This is a genomic window from Phytoactinopolyspora limicola (assembly GCF_011320225.1).
GTDB lineage: Bacteria > Actinomycetota > Actinomycetes > Jiangellales > Jiangellaceae > Phytoactinopolyspora > Phytoactinopolyspora limicola.
Genome location: NZ_JAAOEN010000004.1, coordinates 1 through 21,036, shown reverse-complemented (window position 1 = coordinate 21,036; position 21,036 = coordinate 1). Strand labels below are relative to the sequence as shown.

15 protein-coding genes and 1 pseudogene are annotated in these 21,036 nt (G+C 65.4%); 10 read left to right on the top strand and 6 right to left on the bottom strand.

Annotated elements, in window-relative coordinates; translation table 11 throughout:
• Positions 1 to 93: 93 nt before the first annotated feature.
• Positions 94 to 2,958, top strand: a complete 2,865-nt coding sequence (gene uvrA, locus G8760_RS11805) for an excinuclease ABC subunit UvrA (protein ID WP_166351219.1) — start codon at positions 94 to 96, stop codon at positions 2,956 to 2,958.
• 482 nt (positions 2,959 to 3,440) lie between these two features.
• On the top strand, positions 3,441 to 4,871 hold the full coding sequence (locus tag G8760_RS11800) for an HNH endonuclease (RefSeq protein WP_166351217.1): 1,431 nt from the start codon (positions 3,441 to 3,443) through the stop codon (positions 4,869 to 4,871).
• Here the strand turns inward: G8760_RS11800 and G8760_RS11795 are convergent.
• The 6 genes from G8760_RS11795 to G8760_RS11770 all read right to left on the bottom strand — a co-directional run bounded on the left by G8760_RS11795 (position 4,785) and on the right by G8760_RS11770 (position 11,500).
• The gene (locus G8760_RS11795; protein ID WP_166352013.1) at positions 4,785 to 5,810 is read right to left on the bottom strand and encodes a substrate-binding domain-containing protein; all 1,026 of its coding nucleotides are present in this window, start codon (positions 5,808 to 5,810) and stop codon (positions 4,785 to 4,787) included. The two genes, G8760_RS11800 and G8760_RS11795, sit on opposite strands and share 87 nt — an antisense overlap.
• A gap of 31 nt (positions 5,811 to 5,841) precedes the next feature.
• Entirely contained in the window at positions 5,842 to 7,257 is a 1,416-nt protein-coding gene (locus G8760_RS11790; protein ID WP_166351215.1) for a GH1 family beta-glucosidase, read from the bottom strand.
• Positions 7,254 to 8,051: a carbohydrate ABC transporter permease gene (locus tag G8760_RS11785; RefSeq protein ID WP_343074398.1), complete on the bottom strand. Its 798-nt coding sequence runs from the start codon at positions 8,049 to 8,051 to the stop codon at positions 7,254 to 7,256. The genes G8760_RS11790 and G8760_RS11785 overlap by 4 nt, the downstream gene beginning before the upstream one ends.
• Before the next feature lie 118 nt (positions 8,052 to 8,169).
• Entirely contained in the window at positions 8,170 to 9,138 is a 969-nt protein-coding gene (locus G8760_RS11780) for a carbohydrate ABC transporter permease (protein ID WP_246222514.1), read from the bottom strand.
• Between the two features lie 12 nt (positions 9,139 to 9,150).
• Entirely contained in the window at positions 9,151 to 10,503 is a 1,353-nt protein-coding gene (locus G8760_RS11775; RefSeq protein WP_166351213.1) for an ABC transporter substrate-binding protein, read from the bottom strand.
• A 259-nt stretch (positions 10,504 to 10,762) separates the two neighbouring features.
• A complete protein-coding gene (locus G8760_RS11770) occupies positions 10,763 to 11,500 on the bottom strand; it encodes a mechanosensitive ion channel family protein (protein WP_166351211.1) in 738 nt (245 codons plus the stop codon).
• A 236-nt stretch (positions 11,501 to 11,736) separates the two neighbouring features.
• On the opposite strand from G8760_RS11770, the gene uvrC reads away from it, so the two are divergent.
• The 8 genes and pseudogenes from uvrC to G8760_RS11730 all read left to right on the top strand — a co-directional run.
• Positions 11,737 to 13,722 (top strand): excinuclease ABC subunit UvrC, encoded by a 1,986-nt coding sequence (gene uvrC / locus G8760_RS11765; RefSeq protein ID WP_166351209.1) that lies wholly within the window; start codon positions 11,737 to 11,739, stop codon positions 13,720 to 13,722.
• Between the two features lie 1,311 nt (positions 13,723 to 15,033).
• Positions 15,034 to 15,420 (top strand): hypothetical protein, encoded by a 387-nt coding sequence (locus G8760_RS11760; RefSeq protein ID WP_166351207.1) that lies wholly within the window; start codon positions 15,034 to 15,036, stop codon positions 15,418 to 15,420.
• A 542-nt stretch (positions 15,421 to 15,962) separates the two neighbouring features.
• The gene (rapZ, locus tag G8760_RS11755; RefSeq protein ID WP_246222513.1) at positions 15,963 to 16,856 is read left to right on the top strand and encodes an RNase adapter RapZ; all 894 of its coding nucleotides are present in this window, start codon (positions 15,963 to 15,965) and stop codon (positions 16,854 to 16,856) included.
• Positions 16,857 to 16,875: 19 nt separating this feature from the next.
• Positions 16,876 to 17,931: a 2-phospho-L-lactate transferase CofD family protein gene (locus G8760_RS11750; RefSeq protein WP_166352005.1), complete on the top strand. Its 1,056-nt coding sequence runs from the start codon at positions 16,876 to 16,878 to the stop codon at positions 17,929 to 17,931.
• A complete protein-coding gene (gene whiA, locus G8760_RS11745; protein ID WP_166351205.1) occupies positions 17,922 to 18,902 on the top strand; it encodes a DNA-binding protein WhiA in 981 nt (326 codons plus the stop codon). Before G8760_RS11750 ends, whiA begins: the two co-directional genes overlap by 10 nt.
• Positions 18,899 to 19,597, top strand: a complete 699-nt coding sequence (locus G8760_RS11740) for a hypothetical protein (RefSeq protein ID WP_166351203.1) — start codon at positions 18,899 to 18,901, stop codon at positions 19,595 to 19,597. The genes whiA and G8760_RS11740 overlap by 4 nt, the downstream gene beginning before the upstream one ends.
• A 163-nt stretch (positions 19,598 to 19,760) precedes the next feature.
• The gene (locus G8760_RS11735; protein ID WP_166351201.1) at positions 19,761 to 20,348 is read left to right on the top strand and encodes an RNA polymerase sigma factor; all 588 of its coding nucleotides are present in this window, start codon (positions 19,761 to 19,763) and stop codon (positions 20,346 to 20,348) included.
• A 26-nt stretch (positions 20,349 to 20,374) separates the two neighbouring features.
• Positions 20,375 to 21,036, top strand: a pseudogene (locus G8760_RS11730) (hypothetical protein); the annotation flags it as partial.

Genomic DNA, 21,036 nt, shown 5'->3' with positions numbered 1-21,036 from the left:
AGGCGCTGTGGAAGCCAACCTTGTCAGTGCCGACCTTTACCATGCGAACCGAATGCCTAAACCACTGTGCTGGATCGGAGAGCCGGGCCGCAGATGACCGACAAGACCACACGTTATGCCGCCGACCGCCTGGTGGTTCGGGGTGCTCGGGAGCACAACCTCAAGGATGTTTCGCTTGACCTGCCTCGAGATGCACTGATCGTTTTCACCGGCCTGTCCGGTTCGGGTAAGTCCAGCCTTGCGTTCGACACCATCTTTGCCGAGGGGCAGCGCCGCTACGTCGAGTCGTTGTCCGCGTACGCCCGGCAGTTCCTCGGGCAGATGGACAAACCCGACGTCGACTTCATCGAGGGTCTCTCGCCCGCGGTGTCCATTGACCAGAAGTCCACGTCGCGCAACCCGCGGTCAACGGTCGGAACCATCACCGAGGTGTATGACTACCTGCGGTTGTTATACGCCCGTGCCGGCCGCCCGCACTGTCCCGAATGTGGCCGCCCGATCGGGCGGCAGACCCCGCAGTCCATCGTGGATCGGGTCTCTGAGCTCGACGAAGGCACCCGCTTTCAGGTGTTGGCGCCCGTGGTGCGCGAACGTAAGGGTGAGTATGTCGAGCTGTTCCGCACCTTGCAGTCGCAGGGATACTCGCGGGCTCGCATCGACGGCGTCGTCCACCAACTCGCCGACGCACCCAAGCTGAAGAAGCAGGAAAAACACACCATCGAGGTGGTGGTGGACCGCCTCACGGTCAAGTCGTCGGCGGTGCGTCGGCTGACTGACTCGGTCGAGACCGCACTGCGGCTGGCCGGTGGGCTCATCACCCTTGACTTCGTCGACCTGCCGGAGGATGACGAAAACCGTGAGCGGACGTTCTCCGAGCATCTGTATTGCCCTTATGACGAGCTGTCGTTCGAGGAGCTAGAACCTCGGTCGTTCTCCTTCAACTCACCGTTCGGAGCCTGCCCGGAGTGTGCCGGGCTCGGCACCCGGATGGAGGTCGACGAAGAACTCGTCGTTCCCGATCCGGAGCGCAGCCTCGACGATGGCGCGCTGGCACCGTGGGCTCCGGCACAGACATCCGAGTATTTCGGTCGGCTGGTCACGGCACTGTCGGAAACACTCGGATTCCGAACCGACGTGCCATTCGAGAAGTTGCCGAAGAAGGCGCGCGACGCGGTACTCCACGGGTTCGACCAACAGGTGCATGTCCGCTATCGCAACCGGTATGGGCGAGAGCGGTCGTACTACACGTCGTACGAGGGGGTTATTCCGTGGGTTCGGCGCCGATACTCCGAGGCTGAGTCCGACGCCAGCCGCGAGCGGTTCGAGGGTTTCATGCGGGAGATCCCGTGCGCTGCCTGCAAGGGGACCCGGCTGAAGCCGGTGGTGCTGGCGGTGACGCTGAGTGGCCGCAGCATCGCCGAGGTCGCGGCTATGCCGATCGGTGAGTGCGCCAGGTTCCTGCGCGAGCTTGAGCTCTCCGAGCGTGAGCAGCAGATCGCGGCGCGAGTGCTCAAAGAGGTGAACGAGCGTCTGCAGTTCCTCGTCGACGTCGGGTTGCACTACCTCAGCCTCGACCGCCCAGCGGCCACCCTGGCCGGTGGGGAGGCGCAGCGGATCCGGCTGGCCACGCAGATCGGCTCTGGGCTGGTTGGTGTGTTGTACGTGTTGGACGAGCCATCGATCGGCCTGCATCAACGAGACAACCACCGGTTGATCGAGACCCTGGTCCGGCTCCGTGACTTGGGCAACACTCTCATCGTCGTCGAACATGACGAAGACACCATCCGCACCGCCGACTGGGTGGTCGACATCGGCCCCGGGGCCGGTGAGCACGGCGGCCAGGTCGTTGTCAGCGGACCGGTTGAAGAACTGCTGTCCAGTCCAAGCTCCATCACTGGCGAGTATCTGTCCGGCCGGCGAGAGATCCCCGTGCCGGCCGTCCGCCGGCCACCTACCGACAGCCGCGCCCTGACGGTGGTGGGTGCCCGAGAGCACAACTTGCGTGGAGTCGACGTCGCGTTCCCGCTGGGCCTGTTCGTGGCCGTTACTGGTGTGAGCGGCTCGGGCAAGTCAACGCTGGTCAACGACATCCTGTACACGTCACTGGCCAAAGAGCTGTATGGAGCCAAGACCGTGCCCGGCAGGCACCGGCGCATTGACGGCATGGGCCTCGTGGACAAGGTGGTCCACGTAGACCAGTCACCTATCGGCCGCACACCGCGGAGCAATCCAGCCACCTACACCGGAGTGTTCGATCACATCCGTAAGTTGTTCGCGGAGACCCAAGAAGCCAAGATCCGGGGCTATCAACCGGGCCGGTTCTCGTTCAACGTCAAAGGTGGGCGTTGTGAGGCGTGCAGCGGCGACGGCACCCTCAAGATCGAGATGAACTTCCTGCCGGACGTTTACGTCCCATGTGAGGTCTGCCACGGTGCTCGATACAACCGCGAGACCCTCGAGGTCCATTACAAGGGCAAGACCATCTCCGAGGTCCTCGAGATGCCCATCGAAGAAGCGGTCGAGTTTTTCGAGCCGGTGCAGCGGATCTCCCGGCACCTGCGCACACTCGTCGATGTCGGGCTGGGTTATGTCCGGTTGGGGCAGCCGGCCCCGACGCTGTCGGGCGGCGAGGCGCAACGGGTCAAGCTCTCCGCGGAGCTACAGAAGCGATCCACCGGACGCACCATCTACGTGCTCGACGAGCCCACCACCGGCCTGCACTTCGAGGACATCCGCAAGTTGATCGGCGTATTGCAGGGACTCGTCGAGAAGGGCAACACCATCGTCGTCATCGAACACAACCTTGACGTCATCAAAACCGCGGACTGGATCATCGACATGGGACCAGAAGGTGGCACCGGTGGTGGAAAGGTCGTGGCCACCGGAACACCAGAGCAGGTGGCACAGGTCGCGGCGTCCCACACCGGCAGCTTCCTCCGTCCGATCCTGGGCGTGTAGCACGTCGATCCCTGAGCACGTCGATCCCTGAGCACGTCGATCCCCGAGCGCAACGACCCGCCGCTGCCACCTACCCCGGTGATCGTTGCCGGTTTTGTGTCGCTATAGCGACCGGATCATGTTTTCGATCACCGGGGTTGGGGTGGTGGGTTGGGGTGGTGGGTTGGGGTGGTGGGTTGGGGTGGTGGGTTGGGGTGGTTGGCTGGTGTGGCTTCGGGGTGAGTTGGGGTTGCTCGGGGTGAGTTGGGGTTGCTCGGGGTGAGTTGGGGTTGCTCGGGGTGAGTTGGGTTGGCTGGTCGGGTTTGTGTGGGTCCCGGGGCATGGGGCCGCTGCCACCTAGCCCGGTGATCGTTGCCGGTTTTGTGTCGCTATAGCGACTGGATCGCGTTTTCGATCACCGGGGTTGGTGTGGTGGGTGGGGTGGCTGGCTGGTTGGTGTGACTGGTTGTGTTGGAGCCTGTTAGAGCGGTAGAATCGAACACATGAACGAAGATGCGGTCGCCGGTCAGCCGGCGGTGGTGGGTGAGCTGGCCTCGATGCTGTCCCGGCTGGCCGAACTACCCACCACCGTCGTTGATGACGCGGCCCGCATCGACCTGCTCACCGGGCTGGAACGGCTCAAAGCCGCCGCCGCGGCGACCCAGTACGAGGTGATGGTCCAGTTCGCCACCTCCCAACGCGCAGCCCGCCGCGGGATGGGATTCGCTGAGCGCCACGCCACCCGTGGGGTGCCCGAACAGATCGGGCTGGCCACGAAAACCTCACCCTCGGCCGCGGCCCGCCAACTCAGCCGGGCCCAGGCGTTGACCTGCCACCTCCCGGCCACCTTCGACCTGCTCCGCAAGGGTGAAATCTCCGAGTTCGCTGCCACGGTGATCGTGAACGAAACCTCCCACCTCGACCCCGAGCAGCGCCGCCAGGTCGACGCCCGCCTCGCCGGCGAGGTGGTCGGGGTGGGGCCGCGGCGGGTTCAAGGCCTGGCCCGGCGTTACGCCATCGAAGCCGACCCCGCCGCCGCCGTCGCCCGGGCCGCCCGAGCCCGCAAAGACCGCCGGGTCGGCATCCGCCCCGCACCGGACACCATGACCGTGCTCTCCGCGCTGCTGCCCTGTGAACAAGGCGTCGCGGCCTATGCTGCGCTGCGCCGCCACGCCGACGCGGTCGTCGCTGCCGGTGGTGATGGGCGCTCCCGGGATCAGATCATGGCCGACACCCTCGTGGAGCGGCTCACCGGACAAGCCAGCGCTGACGCGGTGTCCGCTGAGATCGGGCTGGTGATGACCGACAGCGCGCTGCTCGGCGGAGACAACACCGAGGCGGCGGAGCTACTCGGGTACGGACCCATCCCCGCCGAGACCGCCCGCGACATCACCCGCCGCGGCGCAGACAACCACCGCGGAGACAACCACCGCGGTGACAGCCAAGGCGGTGACGAGCACCAAGCCCGGGTGTTCCTGCGGCGGTTGTTCACCGACCCGGTCACCGGGGTCGTGGTCGACTGCGACCCCCGGCGCCGCCGCTTCGACGGCACCCTGGCCCGGTTGTTGACCTACCGCGACGGCGGCACCTGCCGCGACCCCTACTGCGACGCACCGATCCGGCACTTCGATCACATCCATCCCTACACCCACGGCGGGCCCACCACCCCGGCCAACGGGCGCGGAACCTGCGCCCGCGGCAATTACGTCAAACAGATGCCGGGCTGGACCATCCGCCTCGTCGACCCGTACCGGCACATCGTCGAAACCACCACACCCACCGGACACCGCTACACCTCACACCCCCCCACCCGCACCCGGACGGGTGAGACTCCGCGACCGAACCGGCTAGGCCGATTCGCGGACAACGAGGGTGGTGTCCAAGACGGCGAAGGACTGTTCGGGGTCGGCGCCGGCGATCCGCGAGATCAGTAGCCGTGCCATCTCGCGGCCCATCTCCTCGGTGGGCTGGCGCACGGTGGTTAAGGTGGGGTCGGTTTGGCGGGCTACACCGGAGTCGTCGAACCCCACGACGGCAACGTCGTCGGGGACCCGTCGCCCGGCCTCCCGCAGTGTGCGTAGGGCGCCCGCGGCCATCAGGTCCGCGGCCGCGAACACGCCGTCGATATCCGGATGCCGCTGTAGCAGCTCACGCATCCCGGCCACACCGGCGTCGAAGCTGAAGTCGCCGTACGCGACGAGGCTGGCTTCCGGTGGTAGCCCATGAGCTTGGCACGCGTCGCGGTAGCCGACGAGGCGCGCTGAGCCGGCACCCATGTCCTGTGGGCCCGCGATCGTGGCGATGCGCCGTCGCCCGGTGGCGTACAGGTGGTCCACCGCTTGCCGCGCACCACCTTCGTTGTCGGCGTCGACGAACCATCCTGCTGCGGCACCCGGCCGGGTGAGGCGGGCGGGGCGGCCACCGAGCACGAGGGGAAGGCCGCGCTGCTCCACGAGCAGGGGGAGTGGGTCGGCGTCGTGCAGAGACAGGAGCATGACGCCGTCGACGTGTTGCGCGGTCAGGTGGTGCTCCACGCGGGTCCGCTCGGCGGGGGTTTGCGCCATGGCCAGCCACAGTTGCAGGCCGGTGTCGACGAGCGCTGAGCTGATGCCGCGGACGATGCCGGCGAAGAACGGCTCGCCGAACACACGTTCCTCGGACTCGGAGACGACGAGGGCGACGGCTTCGGTGCGCTGGGTGACCAGTGACCGCGCGGCGAGGTTGGGGACGTATCCGAGTTCGGCGACGGCTTGCTCCACAGCCTGCCGAGCTTGGTCGCTGACCTGTGTCGATCCGTTGATCACGCGCGACACGGTGCCGCGGCCTACACCGGCGCGGGCGGCCACCTCGTCGAGTGTGGGGCGGTCGCTCATGCGGTCCTTGCGTGCGCTGCTCACGCGCCCATTATGGGCTGAGTCGGTGGCGTCTGATGACGTCGGCGTACCAGTGTGCGCTCGTTTTCGGTGTGCGGCGCTGGGTGGTGTAGTCGACATGGACGAGGCCGAACCGCTGGCTGTAGCCGTGGGCCCACTCGAAGTTGTCGAGGAGGGACCATACGAAATAGCCACGTACTGGAGCGCCGTGGCTGATGGCGTCGAGGCAGGCGCCCAGGTGTTGCTCGATGTATCGGGCGCGCTGGGGATCGTCGACTCGCCCGTCGGGGCCGACGATGTCGTCGAACGCCGCGCCGTTCTCTGTGACGTAGAGGGGAACGGCAGGATAGTCGCGATGGAGGCGGACGAGGGTTTCCGTCAAGCCGGCCGGGTCGATGGCCCAGCCCATGTCGGTGGTGGGCCCGTGGGGTTCGGCGAACTGGATGTCGTCGGCGCCGGGCCAGGCGCCGTGGCTGAGCGGCAGCGGACCATCGTGGTGTGATCGCGCGACGACGTATCGGCTGTAGTAGTTGACGCCGAGGTGGGCGAGTGGCGCGGCGATGGTGACCAGGTCGTCGGGGTGGATGTGGTCGAGACCGGTGGCGACGCTTATGTCGTCGAGGACGTCGGCCGGGTACCGGCCTCGTAGGAGGGGGTCGAGGAAGATCCGGTTGGCCAGGCCGTCGATGCGCCGGGCGGCATCGGCGTCGGCGGGGCTGGTGGTGGCGGGGGAGACGGCGTAGAGGTTGACCGTGGTTCCTACCTCGGCGCTCGGGTTGGCTTCGCGTATGGCCTGGCAGGCGAGGCCATGGGCGAGCATGAGGTGGTGTGCGGACCGAACGGCGGCGATCGGATCGCGCCGGCCCGGGGCGTGTTCTCCCGAGCCATACCCGAGGAAGGCCGAGCACCACGGCTCGTTGAGTGTGGTCCATCGGTCCACCCGGTCGCCGAGGGCGTGGTGGACGTGGGCGGCGTAGTCGGCGAACCGCTGCGCTGTGTCGCGTTCCGGCCAGCCGCCGTCGTGTTCGAGTGGTTGTGGCAGGTCCCAGTGGTAGAGCGTCGGCCATGGTTCGATGCCATGGCCCAGGAGTTCGTCGACCAGACGGCGGTAGAAGTCGAGTCCGGCGGGGTTGGGGGCGCCGCGGCCGGTGGGTTGTACTCGTGGCCAGGCGATGGAGAATCGGTAGGCGGTGAGCCCGAGTTCGGCCATTAGTCGGACGTCGTCGCGGAACCGGTTGTAGTGGTCGCAGGCGATGTCGCCGGTGGATCCGTCGGCGATGGCGCCTCGGGTGTGGCTGAAGGTGTCCCAGATGGATGGCCCTCGACCGTCGGCGTCGACGGCCCCCTCGATCTGGTACGCGGCCGTGGCGGCGCCCCACCGGAATCCGACCGGGAACGGGTTCTCTGTGGTGCTGACGGGGTGTGGTTTCTCGCGACCGATGGTCATTCCTTGACCGACCCTTCCATGATCCCACTGATGATCTGTTTGCCGAAGACGACGAACACCACGAGCAGAGGCAGCATCGCGAGGGCGGTGCTGGCGAAGACCATCGCGTAGTCAGTGGTGTAATGCGCCGCTGAGATGATCTTGATCGAGAGTTGGACCGTCGGGGTGTTCGGAGTGAGCACGACGAATGGCCAGATGAACTCGTTCCACTGAAGCATGAACGTCAGCAGGCCCAACACCGCCGCCGCGGGGCGCAGCGCGGGTAGTACGAGACTCCAGTAGATCCGCCAGGTGGAGCAGCCATCGACCCGCCCCGCCTCGATCAGCTCGTCACTAATGGCGGTGACCGCGTACTGCCGCATGAGGAACACGCCGAAGCCGTTGACGAGGAACGGGACGATGACCGCTTGCAGGGTGTCGGTCCAGTCCAGGCGGATCATGATCAAGTAGAGCGGAACGATGGCGAGTTGGGTGGGCACCATCATGGTGGCGATGATGAACAACATCAGCCCGGTGCGGCCACGGAAATGCAGCTTTGCGAAGGCGAAGCCGGCCATCGACGAGAAGAACACCACCGAGATCGTGATGATCCCGGCGACGATCGCGGAGTTGACCAGCCCCCTGAGGAAGATGCCGTTCTCCGCGTCCAACACTCGAGAGACGTTGTCCGCGAAGTCGCCACCGGGCAGCAGCGGTGGTGGCACCTGGTAGGCCGAGCGGTTGTCCCGCGTCGCCATGAGGAAAGCCCAGATGATGGGGAACACGGACAACACGAGCGCGATCACCAGGGCCAGATAGGTGAGCGGGCTGGCCTCCCAGAGGCGGCTGCCGACACCTCTGCGAGGTCGGGTGGGCCGGCGCGGCGGGGTGTGTGTCGTGCGTTTCGGATCGGATGTGAGCGTGCTCAACGCATTACCCTTCCGCCGTCCGGATGGACCTGCGCACCAGGGTGAAGTTCACCAGCGCCACCAGGATGATGATCAGGAACAGCACCAGCGAGATCGCCGCGCCATAACCCACGTGGAACGTGCCGCCGAACGTCCGCTCGTAGACGTACATGGCGACGGTCTGGGACTCCCGTCCGATGCCGCCCTGGATCCGGCCGTAGTTGAACACCAAGGGTTCGGTGAACAACTGCATCCCGCCGATGGTCGAGAGGATGACCGTGAACAGGATGGTCGGTTTGATGAGTGGCACGGTGATGGTCCAGAACTGTCGCCATCGGCGGGCGCCGTCGATCGCCGCGGCTTCGTAGAGCTGCCGCGGGATGGCTTGCATCGCGGCCAGATAGATCAGCGCGTTGTACCCGGTCCAGCGCCAGTCGACCATGATGGAGATCGCCGCCCAGGCCGGCAGTTGCTCGTTGCGCCAGTTGAACTGGCCGACCCCGATCATCTCGAGTAGGTAGGTCGCCAAGCCGTACCGTTCGGCGAAGATGAAACCGAACACGATACCGACGGCGACCAGCGACGTGGTGTAGGGCGCCAGGATCCCCATCCTGAACATGGTGCGAGCCCGCAGCGTGCGGTTGAGCAGGTTCGCGATCATCAAGGCGAGCAGCAACTGGGGAACGGTCGCGATGATGAACATCGCGAACGTGTTGCGCAGCGCGTTCCAGAACAACGAGTCACCGAGCAGGCGGCTGAAGTTGTCCAGGCCGACGAAGCCTTGGTTTCCGGCCAGCAGTGTCCAATCGAACATCGACACGTAGACGGTGAAGATAATCGGGAACGCACCGAAGATGCCGAACAGGATGAAGAACGGCGAGATGAACAGGTAGGGCGCGGCCTTCACCTCGAACCGGCCGAGCCGCAGCGAGATCCGGCGGCGGTGGGTGCGCTGCCGGCGCTCGCCCGGGGGAGGCTTCGTGGTTGTCGTCAAGACGGGCCGCGCTTACTGAAGCGCCTGGGCTTCGCTGACGGCTTGGTCGAACGCGTCGTCCGAACTCTGCTGTCCGGCGTCGACCCGGTTAAGCGCCTGCTCGAAGATGTTCTCCCAGGTCTCCTGGTGAAGCGCGCCGAGGTGGATAGGCTCCAGGCCGGCCACGCTCTCGGCCATGATCTGACCGACAGGTGCGTCGCGGAAGTAGCCGCTCGTCGAGCTGGTGAAGGACGGGTCCTCGAGGGCGGCCACACTGGACGGCATGGCGCCGACCTCGTCAAAGGCGAACAAGTGCCCCTCTGGGCTGGTGAGGAACTTGGCCAACTCGTAGGCCTCCTGCGGATGTTCGGTCTGTGCCGGTATACCCAGGTAGGAGCCGCCCCAGTTGCCGCCGCCACCGGGGATCGTCGTGATGTCCCACAGCCCGGCGTGGTCCGGGCCGGACCAGTTCTCGATCAGACCGGTCATCCACGACGGACATGGCCGGGTGGCGAACTCGGAACGCTCGAACGCCGCGGTCCAGTCTTCGGTCCACAACGTGAGCCCGGCGGTGAGGTCCTCCTCGTGTAGCTGAACCGCGAAGTCCCACGCCTCCCGGAAGACGGGGTTGGTGTCGCCGATGAACTCACCATCGGGGCTGTAGAAGAAGACGTCCGAGTTCTGCATGACGTAGGGCTGGGGGATACCGGCCGCACCGTCGAGCCAGTAGGCGTCTACGCCGCTGTCGCGGAACTGCTGACCGGCGGCAAGGTAGTCGTCCCATGTCGGCCAGAGTGCGGCCACGTCGTCCCGGTCTGACGGGAGACCTGCTGCCTCGAACAGATCGGCGCGGTAACACATGGCGAGTCCGCCGACGTCGGTGCCTAGCGCGATCAGTTGACCGTCGGCGGTGATGCCGCGATCCCACTTCCAGTCGAGATAAACGCCATCGAGTTCGTCAGCGCCGAGTTCGAGAAGGTTGTGGAAGGCGTCCGGGTTCTCGATGTAGCCAAGGAGGATACCTTCCTCTAGGCCGACGACGTCACCCGCGCCGCTGCCCGCGGCCAGCCATTGGGCCAGCTGGGGAGCGAAGTCGCGCAGCTCTCCCATGCGCTGGTGGTCGACCGTGATGTTGGGGTGGAGGCGCTCGAACTCCTCGAGGGCGGCGTCGTATCCGAAGTCTTGGAACGTCTGGAGCACGAGGGTGACCTGCTCGCCCGCGGGTTCTTCCTCGGTGGCGTCGTCGACGTCGGTATCACCGGCCGGTTCGGTATCGGGTCCGCTCGCGTCGCTTGAATCGTCGTCCCCACCGCAGGCGGCAACGAGTAGGGCTGTCACGCCCGCGACGGCCAGGGCGCTACGGGTTCGGTGTCGGCTGAGTCTCACGGTGGCCCTCCAGGGTGGGTGCGGCTGGGTCCGCGCGGCCGGGCCCGTCGATCGATCGCCGTCGAATCGACGTGCCGGGAGCGCTCCCACATCACGTTGCCCCTGAGTTAAGGCGAGATCAAGAGATCATTTGGGAGCGTTCCCATACCGTTATCTCGGCGGCTTCCGTCCCCACATGACGAGGCGCCCACACCGTGGTCGGTGCGGGCGCCTCGTTGTGCTGGTCAGAACGCTGTCCGTGTTGGCAGCACTATGAACCTCAGAGGAACGGCGAATCCTGACGGTCCGGCGGCTCGGGCTCGCCACCGCCGTTGCGTGGCCGGGGGGCCACCTTGGCCCACCACTGCTGTGCCGTCTTGATGCCGCCCACACCGAAGGCGATCACGGCAGCCAGGAGTACGGCCAGTGGCAGGAACTGGAGGAGCGTGTTCTCGATCTTGTCGGTCACCGACGGTGCGAACCTCAAGGTGTCCAGGGCGGCCAAGATACCGATGACCAGGATGCCGATGCGCACGGCCGTGGCGGCCCAACCCATGTTGCGGCTTTCCGCCAATGGCCGGACGACACCAGCGGCCCAATTGGCGATGGCGGCGGCGACGAACAGCACCAGGAGTGCGATCAGTACCAGGGGTAGGTACGAGATGAGGTCCGTGAGCATCTGGGTTAGCTGATCTATGCCCAGTACCTCGGCCGCTATTTGGATAAAGATAAGGAAGATCAGGAAGTATGCGATTTGCCCGAGTAGGCGAACGCCAGACGTTCCGGCTTGTTGAAGCATGGGCTCGAGGCCGGCCGCCTCGGTCAGCCGTCCCGCTCCGACACGCTCGAGAACTGACGTCAGCAGACGCCTGATGAGCTTGGCTATCCAGTGCCCGATGAGCAGTAGTAGGAGGGCTGTGACCAGGCGTGGGACAAAGTTTCCGATATCTCGGCCAAGCTCCGAGAACGAGTCGACTAGCTGATCAACAAAGTCAAAGTCTGCTGAGTAATAATGCATTCCGCACCCACTCCTTGTTGTTGTTCGGTCCGTCAGTGGCACGAACATATCGAAGTCAACGACGGATGGCTCGCGAAATCGCATGGTGGTGGCCAGTTGGGGTGAGTTTTTGCGCCGGTATTTAAACATGGAAAATGGGGAAATGGTGGGGAAATGGTGAATTATCGGTCGGTTCGGTGGTGGAGTAGCCGACCAGTACGTGTCCGGTGTCGGTGACGGCTCGTAGGGTTGGTGGCGTGGCTGATCCTTCGACGTACCGTCCCGCACCCGGCTCCATCCCGGTCGAGCCTGGCGTGTATCGGTTCAGCGACGCCACGGGCCGGGTGATCTACGTCGGAAAGGCCAAGAGCCTGCGGTCGCGGCTGTCGTCGTACTTCCAGGACCTGTCCGCGCTGCATCCACGCACTCTGGCCATGGTGACAACGGCGGCCAAGGTCGAGTGGACAGTGGTGCGCACCGAGGTCGAGGCGCTACAGCTTGAGTACTCGTGGATCAAGGAGTTCGATCCCCGGTTCAATGTCCGATACCGGGACGATAAGTCCTATCCGTACCTCGCGGTCACCCTCAACGAAGAATATCCACGTGCTCTGGTGATGCGCGGGGCCAAGAAGCGCGGGGTGCGGTACTTCGGCCCGTACGCCCACGCCTGGGCTATCCGGGAAACGCTCGACCAACTGCTCCGGGTGTTTCCTATCCGGAGCTGCTCAAAAGGGGTGTTCAACCGCTCACGTCAGATCGGCCGCCCGTGTCTACTCGGCTACATCGGCAAGTGTTCGGCACCCTGCGTGGAACGGGTGAGCGCGGCCGAACATCGTGAGATCGTCGAGGATCTGGTCGCCTTCCTTGATGGCAAGACCAGCACGTATGTCAAACGGTTGGAACGTGAGATGAAGGCGGCCGCGGCTGACCTCGACTTCGAGCGCGCCGCCCGGCTTCGAGATGACATCGCCGCACTCGAACGGGCCATGGAGGCCAACGCCGTGGTGCTGGGTGACGGTACGGACGCCGACGTCGTTGCCCTGGCTGAGGATCCCCTGGAAGTCGCCGTTCAGATCTTCTACGTGCGTGGCGGCCGGGTGCGTGGACAGCGGGGCTGGGTGGCGGACAAGGCCGACGACGCACCGGCTGGTGAACTCGTGGAGCGCTTCCTGCTGCAGCTTTACGGCGAGCTGGGTGGTGAGGCCGTGCCCCGCGAGATCATCGTCCCCTCGCTACCGGCTGATGCCGACGAAGCCCAGGCGCTGCGTGAGCTGCTGAGCGAGCTACGCGGCGCAAAGGTGGACCTGCGGATCCCGGTCCGGGGTGACAAACGGGCGTTAATGGAGACGGTTGCCCGCAACGCCGCCCAGACTCTGGCGCTGCATAAAACCAAGCGAGCCAGCGACCTCACCACCCGCAGCCGGGCGCTCGAAGAGATCCAGGAGGCGTTGGAGCTCGACGAGCCACCGCTGCGGGTCGAGTGTTATGACATCTCCAACCTGGCGGGCACCGAGGTGGTCGGCTCGATGGTGGTCTTCGAGGACGGGTTGCCGCGCAAGAGTGAGTATCGGAAGTTCAGCGTCCGGGGCGTCGACGGTACTGACGACGTCGCCTCGATCCGCGAGGTGCTACGTCGCCGGTTCCGGCGGATGAACGGCGAGCAAGCGGCCGACAACGCACCCGTGGTGGAGAGTGACGACGATCCGACGCCCCGGCCGTCCAGGATCGATCCTGACACCGGGCGGCCTCGCAAGTTTGCCTATGTTCCCGGGTTGGTGGTGGTTGACGGCGGTCAGCCGCAGGTGAACGCGGCGAGGCAGGCTATGGACGAGTCCGGGGTGCCGGACATTCCGGTGGTGGGCCTGGCCAAGCGGCTCGAGGAGGTCTGGTTACCCGACACCGACTACCCCGTCATCCTGCCGCGCACCAGTGAAGGGCTCTATCTGCTGCAACGGGTCCGGGACGAGGCGCATCGGTTCGCCATCACCTTCCACCGGCAGCGGCGGTCGAAGTCCATGACAGATAGCGTCCTGGACGCCATACCGGGCCTCGGGCCGGCGCGGCGGAAGGCACTTCTGGCCCACTTCGGCTCGTTGAAGAAGCTACGTGCGGCCACCCCGGATGAGATCAGCCAGGTCAAGGGGATCGGTCCGGCGCTCGCCGAGACCATCGCCGAGGCGCTCGCCCAAGGTCAGCCGGCCCGCTCGGTCAACACCGCCACCGGCGAGATCATCGAAGGCTGAGATCGCTTGGCGAAAGCTCCTAGTAGGGCTGGCGCAGTTGTTCAGCGTTGTTGCTCTGACCACTATTGACAGGCATGTGACCTGGTTGTACCTTCAGAAAATCGCAAGGCCCAGCGTGATGCAAGAGTAGGAGGGGACTTCGCCATCATTCCATGATGGGTGGCATGGGGCTGGCAAATTATTCCGTCTTCATGTGATGCCGAATTAGCTTGCGTGGCCGTTCCAGCTGCTCGCAGGTGAGTTCAGCCTTAGGTCAAGGCGCTTCGTATCTCTCGGGTCGACTCTAGTTGTTTTCCTGGGGGACCCTATAGAGGGGGCTAGTGGTGGATAAATTAATCCGTCTTCCTTTCGTGGCACTTTTATCAGTGGTGGTGATGTTGGCGCCGGCATCGGTAGGTTCCGGTTCGGATTCTCCCGACGATGGTGAATTAATTTCGACCCGTGGACTTTCGTCACCTACGGATGTGCAGATTCTCCGGGGAGGGATGGTCTACGCTTCTTTTGGCGAAGGGGTGAGGGTCGTTGCTCCGGTTGGTTCGGAGATAGTTTATGGAACGGAATCGTCCGACGACGGCGGCGAGTCCTGGGCTTCGGTCACACCCCCGGGTGATCTTCAGGAGGTGGCAGAGGTCGATGCTCTCGCGTTGGCCGAAGAGGTCGGCATGGTGACGCGCGGCGAGTCGTTGGCGCTCGTCTCAAGTGCAGAACTTCAGGATGGAGAGTTCACCGCACAGGCGTGCGTGGATATCGACAATTCTAATGGATGGGCCCATGGTTGTTACTCAAGAAAGACGGGTAACACGTCGCGCTATTGGGGAACATCAAGTGTGGTGAGTGGGTCGGCTAAAGGGATACGCTCGCTGGAGCGGTTGCGGACACGCCACATATACAATAGCACCACTGAGATTCGGCGGTGGCGCCCACAAGAAGACATTAGTGCTGGATCCTGTGGAAGTCGAACGATTGGGCTAAGTTATCAAGGCATCTCATGGAGTCAGAGTTCAACGGTGTGTCCTGCTAAGCTAAGCCCAAGTTTCCATGATAAGGGTAAAGAATTCCGCGTGACCTGGGTAAATCCATGGTATTCCCACACGACCGGCACGCGTCGAACGATGGCTGTAGATGCGGTGTATCGGAAGGGTTCGGTTACTGGATTCAGTTACCGAATTGGCTTTACTTGGGTGTGGTAAGTAGACGCCAGCGCGGTATGGTGGGGCTTTCCCGGCGGGAAGTCCCACCAGTTCATGTGTGCAAGTGATAGGGGAACTCAAAATGAGATATGTCGTCATCGTTGTGCTAGTGGTCCTGGCGGTGGCTGTGCTGGTGCTGGCTGCACGATCCCCGCAGCGGTGGCTGACTATGCTCGCCAGTGCACTGGTAGGTGCTGGCGTGGCGGTGGCGGCTACGTTCTTGCTGCTCGGGGTTGACCCCGTGGGCGGTACCAATTGGGTGCACACCAAGGAGCAGTATGTTCACGCGGTTGATGCTGACGGTTCCGCCGTGTGTTTTGGTGATCGCCCGCCAACAGATGAGCGAGCGAGCGCTGGATGTGCGTTGGTCGCGGTGCGGGATGTAGATGGGCAAGCCCTGACTTTCAACGTGGGGGACCGGATTTTTGCCGGCTGGGTTTCTCCCAAGATCGCCCGTGAAGGGGCGCTGGCCAGCACCTATCTTATCTATGCCGAGCACTTGGACTAAGACCTTCTGGGAGAGTTGGATCAGCCCCGCTGCCCAACTTGTATACGGCCGCTGATGCCGGCTAGCGGTGGGTCAACTGGCGCCGCTTGCGTCTTTAGCCCAGATCTTTCATGGGCTGCGCGCTGATGATCGTTCTGCCTCTTGGTTGAGGTTCTGGGGTGATTTGTCGCGGTGTGGGGCGCATCATCGGAGGCGTGCTCGCCGGCCAGGGCGTCGATCAGCCGAGACACTGTGGGATCCCTTCACCCGAGAGGTGCTCCGTTGACTCTGCAAGCCGCGGGTTAACTTCCGGTGCGGCGTGTTGCCGGTGCACGGCATCGTGGTCTGGTGTGCTGGCGTCCCGCTGGGCCGGCGGATACGGGGATCGCTAGCGGCGCACGCACCAGGTGCTCGGATCGATCGCCGTCGGCTTCGAGAAGTGTGAGCCATAGTTGGCCGTGCGTAGCGGCGTGGAAGCTGGGATCATGGCGGGGCGTTACTAAGCGGGTTGAACACCAGTGGCCGGGGGAGCCAGCCACTCGGATTGACGGGGGAGGAAAAAGGTGGAGCTTCAGGATGAATCGCATGATGCCGGAGCGTCGGCGGTGCCCGAGGTGTTGATCGTCACGGGTATGTCCGGCGCTGGCAAGACCGCCGCTACCGCGGCACTCGACGATCTCGGCTGGTTCGTGGTCGACAACCTCCCGCCCGCGCTGCTCATGGACCTGGTCACCATGGTGAGCAAGGACGAAGCCACCCGCCGGCTCGCGGTGGTGGCCGATGTCCGCGGCGGCGCGTTCTTCGGCGAGCTGCGTGGCGCCCTACAGGCCATGGCCGACCAGGGGGCACGCCCGTCGATCCTGTTCCTCGAGGCCAGCGACGAGGTCCTGGTGCGACGTTTCGAGTCCGCGCGTCGGCCACACCCGTTGCAGGGTGGCGGACGGGTGGTCGAGGCAATCGAACGCGAGCGGGGTGAGCTGGCCACACTTCGGGCCAACGCCGACGTCGTCATCGACACGTCTCTACTGAACATCCACGAGTTGAGCGCCCGGATCCGCACCGCGTTCGCCGGCGAAGAGATCGGGCTGCGCGCGGTGATCGTCTCGTTCGGCTTCAAGTACGGGCTGCCCGTCGACGCCGACCTCGTCGCTGACATGCGCTTCCTGCCCAATCCACATTGGGTGCCGGAGCTTCGCCCCCAAACCGGTCGGGACGCTCAGGTCAGCGAGTACGTACTCAACCAACCTGGCGCCACTGACTTCCTCGACCGATACGGCGACCTGGTCAGCGTCGTGTCGGAAGGTTATCTGCGAGAAGGCAAACGGTTCGTCACCATCGGCATTGGCTGCACCGGCGGCAAACACCGCAGCGTCGCCATGAGCGAGGCGTTGGCGGTTCGGTTGCGTGAGCAAGGCGTGGAGACTCTCGTCGTTCATCGTGACCTTGGCCGGGAATGAGGGGAATCCGACACTGACTATGGATGCGCTGGCTGGCCCCCGGGTGGTGGCCCTCGGCGGTGGGCACGGTCTCGCGGCATCACTATCGGCGCTGCGCCGGATAGCCGGCCGGCTGACCGCGGTGGTGACGGTGGCCGACGACGGCGGCTCAAGCGGTCGGCTGCGCCGTGAGTTAGGTGTGTTGCCGCCCGGCGACCTCCGGATGGCTCTGGCGGCGCTGTGTGGCGACGACGAGTGGGGACGCACCTGGGCCGACGTCTTGCAGCATCGGTTTAGCGGCGGCGACCTTCATCAGCACGCGGCGGGCAACCTGCTGATCGTCGCCCTGTGGGACATGCTGGCTGGCGGCGCGGCCAGTGGGGACGCAGGTGCCACCCGGAGTGCCGACGGCGCTGGCGCCATCGGCGCCACCAGAGGTGCGGAGCCCGTCATCGAAGGTCTGGACTGGGTGGCTCGGCTACTCGGTGCCCAAGGCCGGGTGCTGCCGATGGCACTGGTGCCGATGAACATCGAGGCCCTGGTGGGCAGTCCACGCCGATCGGTCCACGGTGTCCGAGACATCCGCACCATCACCGGTCAACATGCCGTGGCGACCGTCGACGGCGACGTGGTCGCGGTCTGCCTGACTCCGCCGGATCCACCCGCCTGCCCGGAGGCGATTGCTGCCATCGGCGAGGCCGAATGGGTCGTGCTCGGACCTGGCTCGTGGTTCAGCAGCGTCATCCCGCACCTGCTGGTGCCGCAGTTGCGCGACGCGCTGGTGGCGACGCCGGCACTGCGGGCGGTAACGCTCAACCTCACCCCGGAAGGTGGCGAGACCACCAACTTCACCCCGGAGATGCACTTGGAGGTGCTCGGCGCCTATGCCCCCGACCTCCGGATCGACCTGGTGATCGCGGACCGCCGATCGGTGCCGCATGAGCCGGTGTTGCGGCGAGTAGCCGCCGATATGGGGGCCGAGCTAGTGATCGCCGACGTCGCCGCCGCCGACGGTACACCGCGGCACGACCCCGAGTTGTTGGGCTGGGCGTTCGCCCGGACCCTCGGACGTGGCAGGATCGGCCCATGGCGATGACAGCATCGGTAAAGGACGAGTTGGCTCGCCTCGACGTGACCAAGACATGTTGCCGTAAGGCGGAGGTGTCGGCGCTGCTGCGGTTCGCCGGCGGTTTGCATCTCGTCAGTGGCAAGATCGTCATCGAGGCAGAGGTCGATACGGGGGTCGTGGCTCGCCGGCTGCGACGTGATATTGCCGACGTGTTCGGCCACCAGGGCGAATTGGCGACGGTGGCCGCCGGAGGATTACGCAAGGGCACCGGCTACATGGTGCGGGTGGCCCGGGACGGTGAACATCTAGCCCGCCAGACTGGGCTGATCGATGCCAGCGGGCGGCCGGTGCGTGGCTTGCCGCCGCAGGTGGTCAACGGTGCTTCGTGTGACGCCGAGGCCGCGTGGAGGGGTGCGTTTCTGGCCCATGGCTCGCTCACCGAGCCAGGCCGTTCGTCGTCGTTGGAGATCACCTGTCCCGGGCCGGAGGCCGCACTGGCGCTGGTCGGCGCCGCCCGTCGACTGGGTATCCAGGTCAAGGCGCGTGACGTCCGGGGCACGGATCGGGTGGTCGTCCGCGACGGCGAAGCAATCGGCGCGCTCCTGACCCGGATCGGGGCGCACGACAGCGTCTTGGCGTGGGAGGAGCGGCGGATGCGCCGTGAGGTCCGCGCTACGGCCAACCGGCTCGCCAACTTCGACGACGCCAACCTGCGGCGTTCGGCCCGAGCCGCGGTTGCCGCCGGCGCCCGCGTCGAGCGAGCCCTGGACATCCTCGGCGACGACGTACCCGACCACCTCCGTACGGCCGGCCGGCTGCGGCTGGAGCACAAGCAGGCGAGCCTGGAGGAGCTGGGGCAGCTGTCGGATCCGCCGATGACCAAAGACGCCGTGGCGGGCCGGATCCGCCGGCTATTGGCCATGGCCGACCGTAAGGCAACAGACCTGGGTATACCCGGCACCGATGCGAACCTGACGTCGGACATGCTGGCCCCATGAGGCCGCCGTTCGCGGTGATCGTCGCCGCCGTTCTGGTCGTGACCGGATGCAGCGGCGGCGACGATCACCCGGACGACACCCCGGAAAGCCCGCAACCGGGGCCGCGGGTCGATCTCATCCAGCAGCTGTTGGACGACGCCCGGTTCTCCGAGACCGACATCGGTCTCGCCATCGACATCTCTTACCGGCGTGAGTCCGGACTCGAGACGGCCACCTTCGCCTACTGCGACGACACTTCGGATGTGGTGGACGGCGCGCGTACCGCCAGATCGCAGCAATGGTGGAAGAACGAGTTGTGGCCGCACGTGGCCGACGGCGGATACACCGTCGGTGTCGAGGTGGTGCACTACGAACCGGGCGGGGCGCTCGACACGATGTCGGCCTTCGCGGCGGTGCCTGACACTTGCCCCGCCGCCGACTACGCGAGCGGCGCCTCAGCCGTGTTCGCCGCCGCCGAGGCGCCGGCCGGCCTCCCGGAGGGGGCCGCGGCGTTGGACGACAGGTGGACCTATCCGGATGGGAGCCGGGCAAGTGGCTTCATCGTCGCCGTCCCGGTCGGAGACGTGATCGGCTTCCTATACATCCGTGGGCACGAGCCCACCGTCCAGCAACGGGTGGGGGAGTTGGCTCGGCTGCTCGCGACGAAGGTGGCCGCGGCGGACGAGGCTATCGCCTCGCTCGACCCCGTGACGTGACCTGGGCCGCCCTGCTTGGCAGCGCCGTACACCGCGTGGCACCCTGAATCGTACTGCGGTGGTCCGCGTCCGCCCGACCGTCGGGCTCGTGGGAAGCGCGATGCTCATCCGGTGTTTTTCTTGACAACCCGTACCCTTTCGCGGGGCTGGTTCGATTACTCATATGAGGCAGAGTGGCGCTCAAGGGGAGGCTCAGCTGTCGCTCGGTAGTGATTTCGATGATGTGCTCGATGCTGCGCGTTCGGGCGCGCCGTGGGCGTTCGAGCGGATCTATGGTGACCTTGCGCCCGCGGTGGTGGGGTATGCCCGACTACAAGGTTCGGCTGAACCTGATGACCTCAGTAGTGAGGTCTTCATGGGGGTGTTCGCCGGCCTGACGTCGTTCACCGGCTCCGAGCAGCAGTTCCGGTCGTGGGTCTTCACCATCGCCCACCGACGGCTGATCGACGAGCGGCGCCGTATGTCGCGCCGCCCCGCAACCCCGACGGGCGATGTCGACGTGCTCGACCGACCAGGGGGAGACGCCGAGCAGGACGCGTTGAACGCCATGGGCCGGGACCGAGTGCAGGCGCTGTGCGCGGACCTGTCGGATGATCAACGGGAGGTGTTGTTGCTGCGGATCGTCGCCGATCTTTCCATCGAGCGGGTCGCCGGTGTTGTCGGCAAGACCCCTGGAGCGGTGAAAGCGTTGCAGCGCCGCGGCTTAGACACCCTACGAAAAAAACTGTCACGGGAGGGCGTGTCTTTATGAGCCACCGTGACGATGACATAGGTGAGATGACCACTTCCCGCCCGATCGACGACGCTACCGCCGAAGCCATCCTCGGCGGCGAGCCGGTGACGCCGGATCATGCGCCGCTGCGCGAGGTGACGCTCGCCATCCGGCACGAGGCGACGGCGACGGCGCACCCGTCGGCTGAGCTAGCCGAACGGATGGCTCGGGGAGACTTCACCGGAGTACCGGCCGCGCCCTATCCGGTCCGGCGCAGCCTGATCATGCGGGCCCAGTCGCTGCTGGCCGCCATGACCCGGCGGACCCGGCTGGCCACCGGCGTGGTTGTGATGATGATCGGAGCCACCGGTGCCGCGGCCGCTGGGGCGTTACCCGACGCGGTGGGGGATCGCGTGCGTACCGTCGTCGAATCGGTCACGCCGGTCAGCTTCTCCAGTGACGAGCAGGCTGGCGTGGAGGTGGAAGAGGCCGAGGACGACGCGGCACCCGAGAGTCGGCCCCCGGAGGAGGAGAGCCTGAACGTTCGCCCGGATGATCCTGGTGAGCATGGTCGGGATAAGCGTCCGGATGATCCTGGTGAGGACGGTCGGGATAAGCGTCCGGATGATCCAGGTGAGCATGGTCGGGATAAGCGTCCGGATGATCCTGGTGAGGACGGTCGGGATAAGCGTCCGGATGATCCAGGTGAGCATGGTCGGGACAACCG

Excerpts from the sequence above, each read along its gene's own strand:
- uvrA (WP_166351219.1), top strand. The coding sequence starts at position 94 with ATGACCGACAAGACCACACGTTATGCCGCCGACCGCCTGGTGGTTCGG.
- G8760_RS11800 (WP_166351217.1), top strand. The coding sequence starts at position 3,441 with ATGAACGAAGATGCGGTCGCCGGTCAGCCGGCGGTGGTGGGTGAGCTG.
- G8760_RS11795 (WP_166352013.1), bottom strand. The coding sequence starts at position 5,810 with ATGAGCGACCGCCCCACACTCGACGAGGTGGCCGCCCGCGCCGGTGTA.
- G8760_RS11790 (WP_166351215.1), bottom strand. The coding sequence starts at position 7,257 with ATGACCATCGGTCGCGAGAAACCACACCCCGTCAGCACCACAGAGAAC.
- G8760_RS11770 (WP_166351211.1), bottom strand. The coding sequence starts at position 11,500 with ATGCATTATTACTCAGCAGACTTTGACTTTGTTGATCAGCTAGTCGAC.
- G8760_RS11750 (WP_166352005.1), top strand. The coding sequence starts at position 16,876 with ATGGATGCGCTGGCTGGCCCCCGGGTGGTGGCCCTCGGCGGTGGGCAC.
- whiA (WP_166351205.1), top strand. The coding sequence starts at position 17,922 with ATGGCGATGACAGCATCGGTAAAGGACGAGTTGGCTCGCCTCGACGTG.
- G8760_RS11740 (WP_166351203.1), top strand. The coding sequence starts at position 18,899 with ATGAGGCCGCCGTTCGCGGTGATCGTCGCCGCCGTTCTGGTCGTGACC.
- G8760_RS11735 (WP_166351201.1), top strand. The coding sequence starts at position 19,761 with ATGAGGCAGAGTGGCGCTCAAGGGGAGGCTCAGCTGTCGCTCGGTAGT.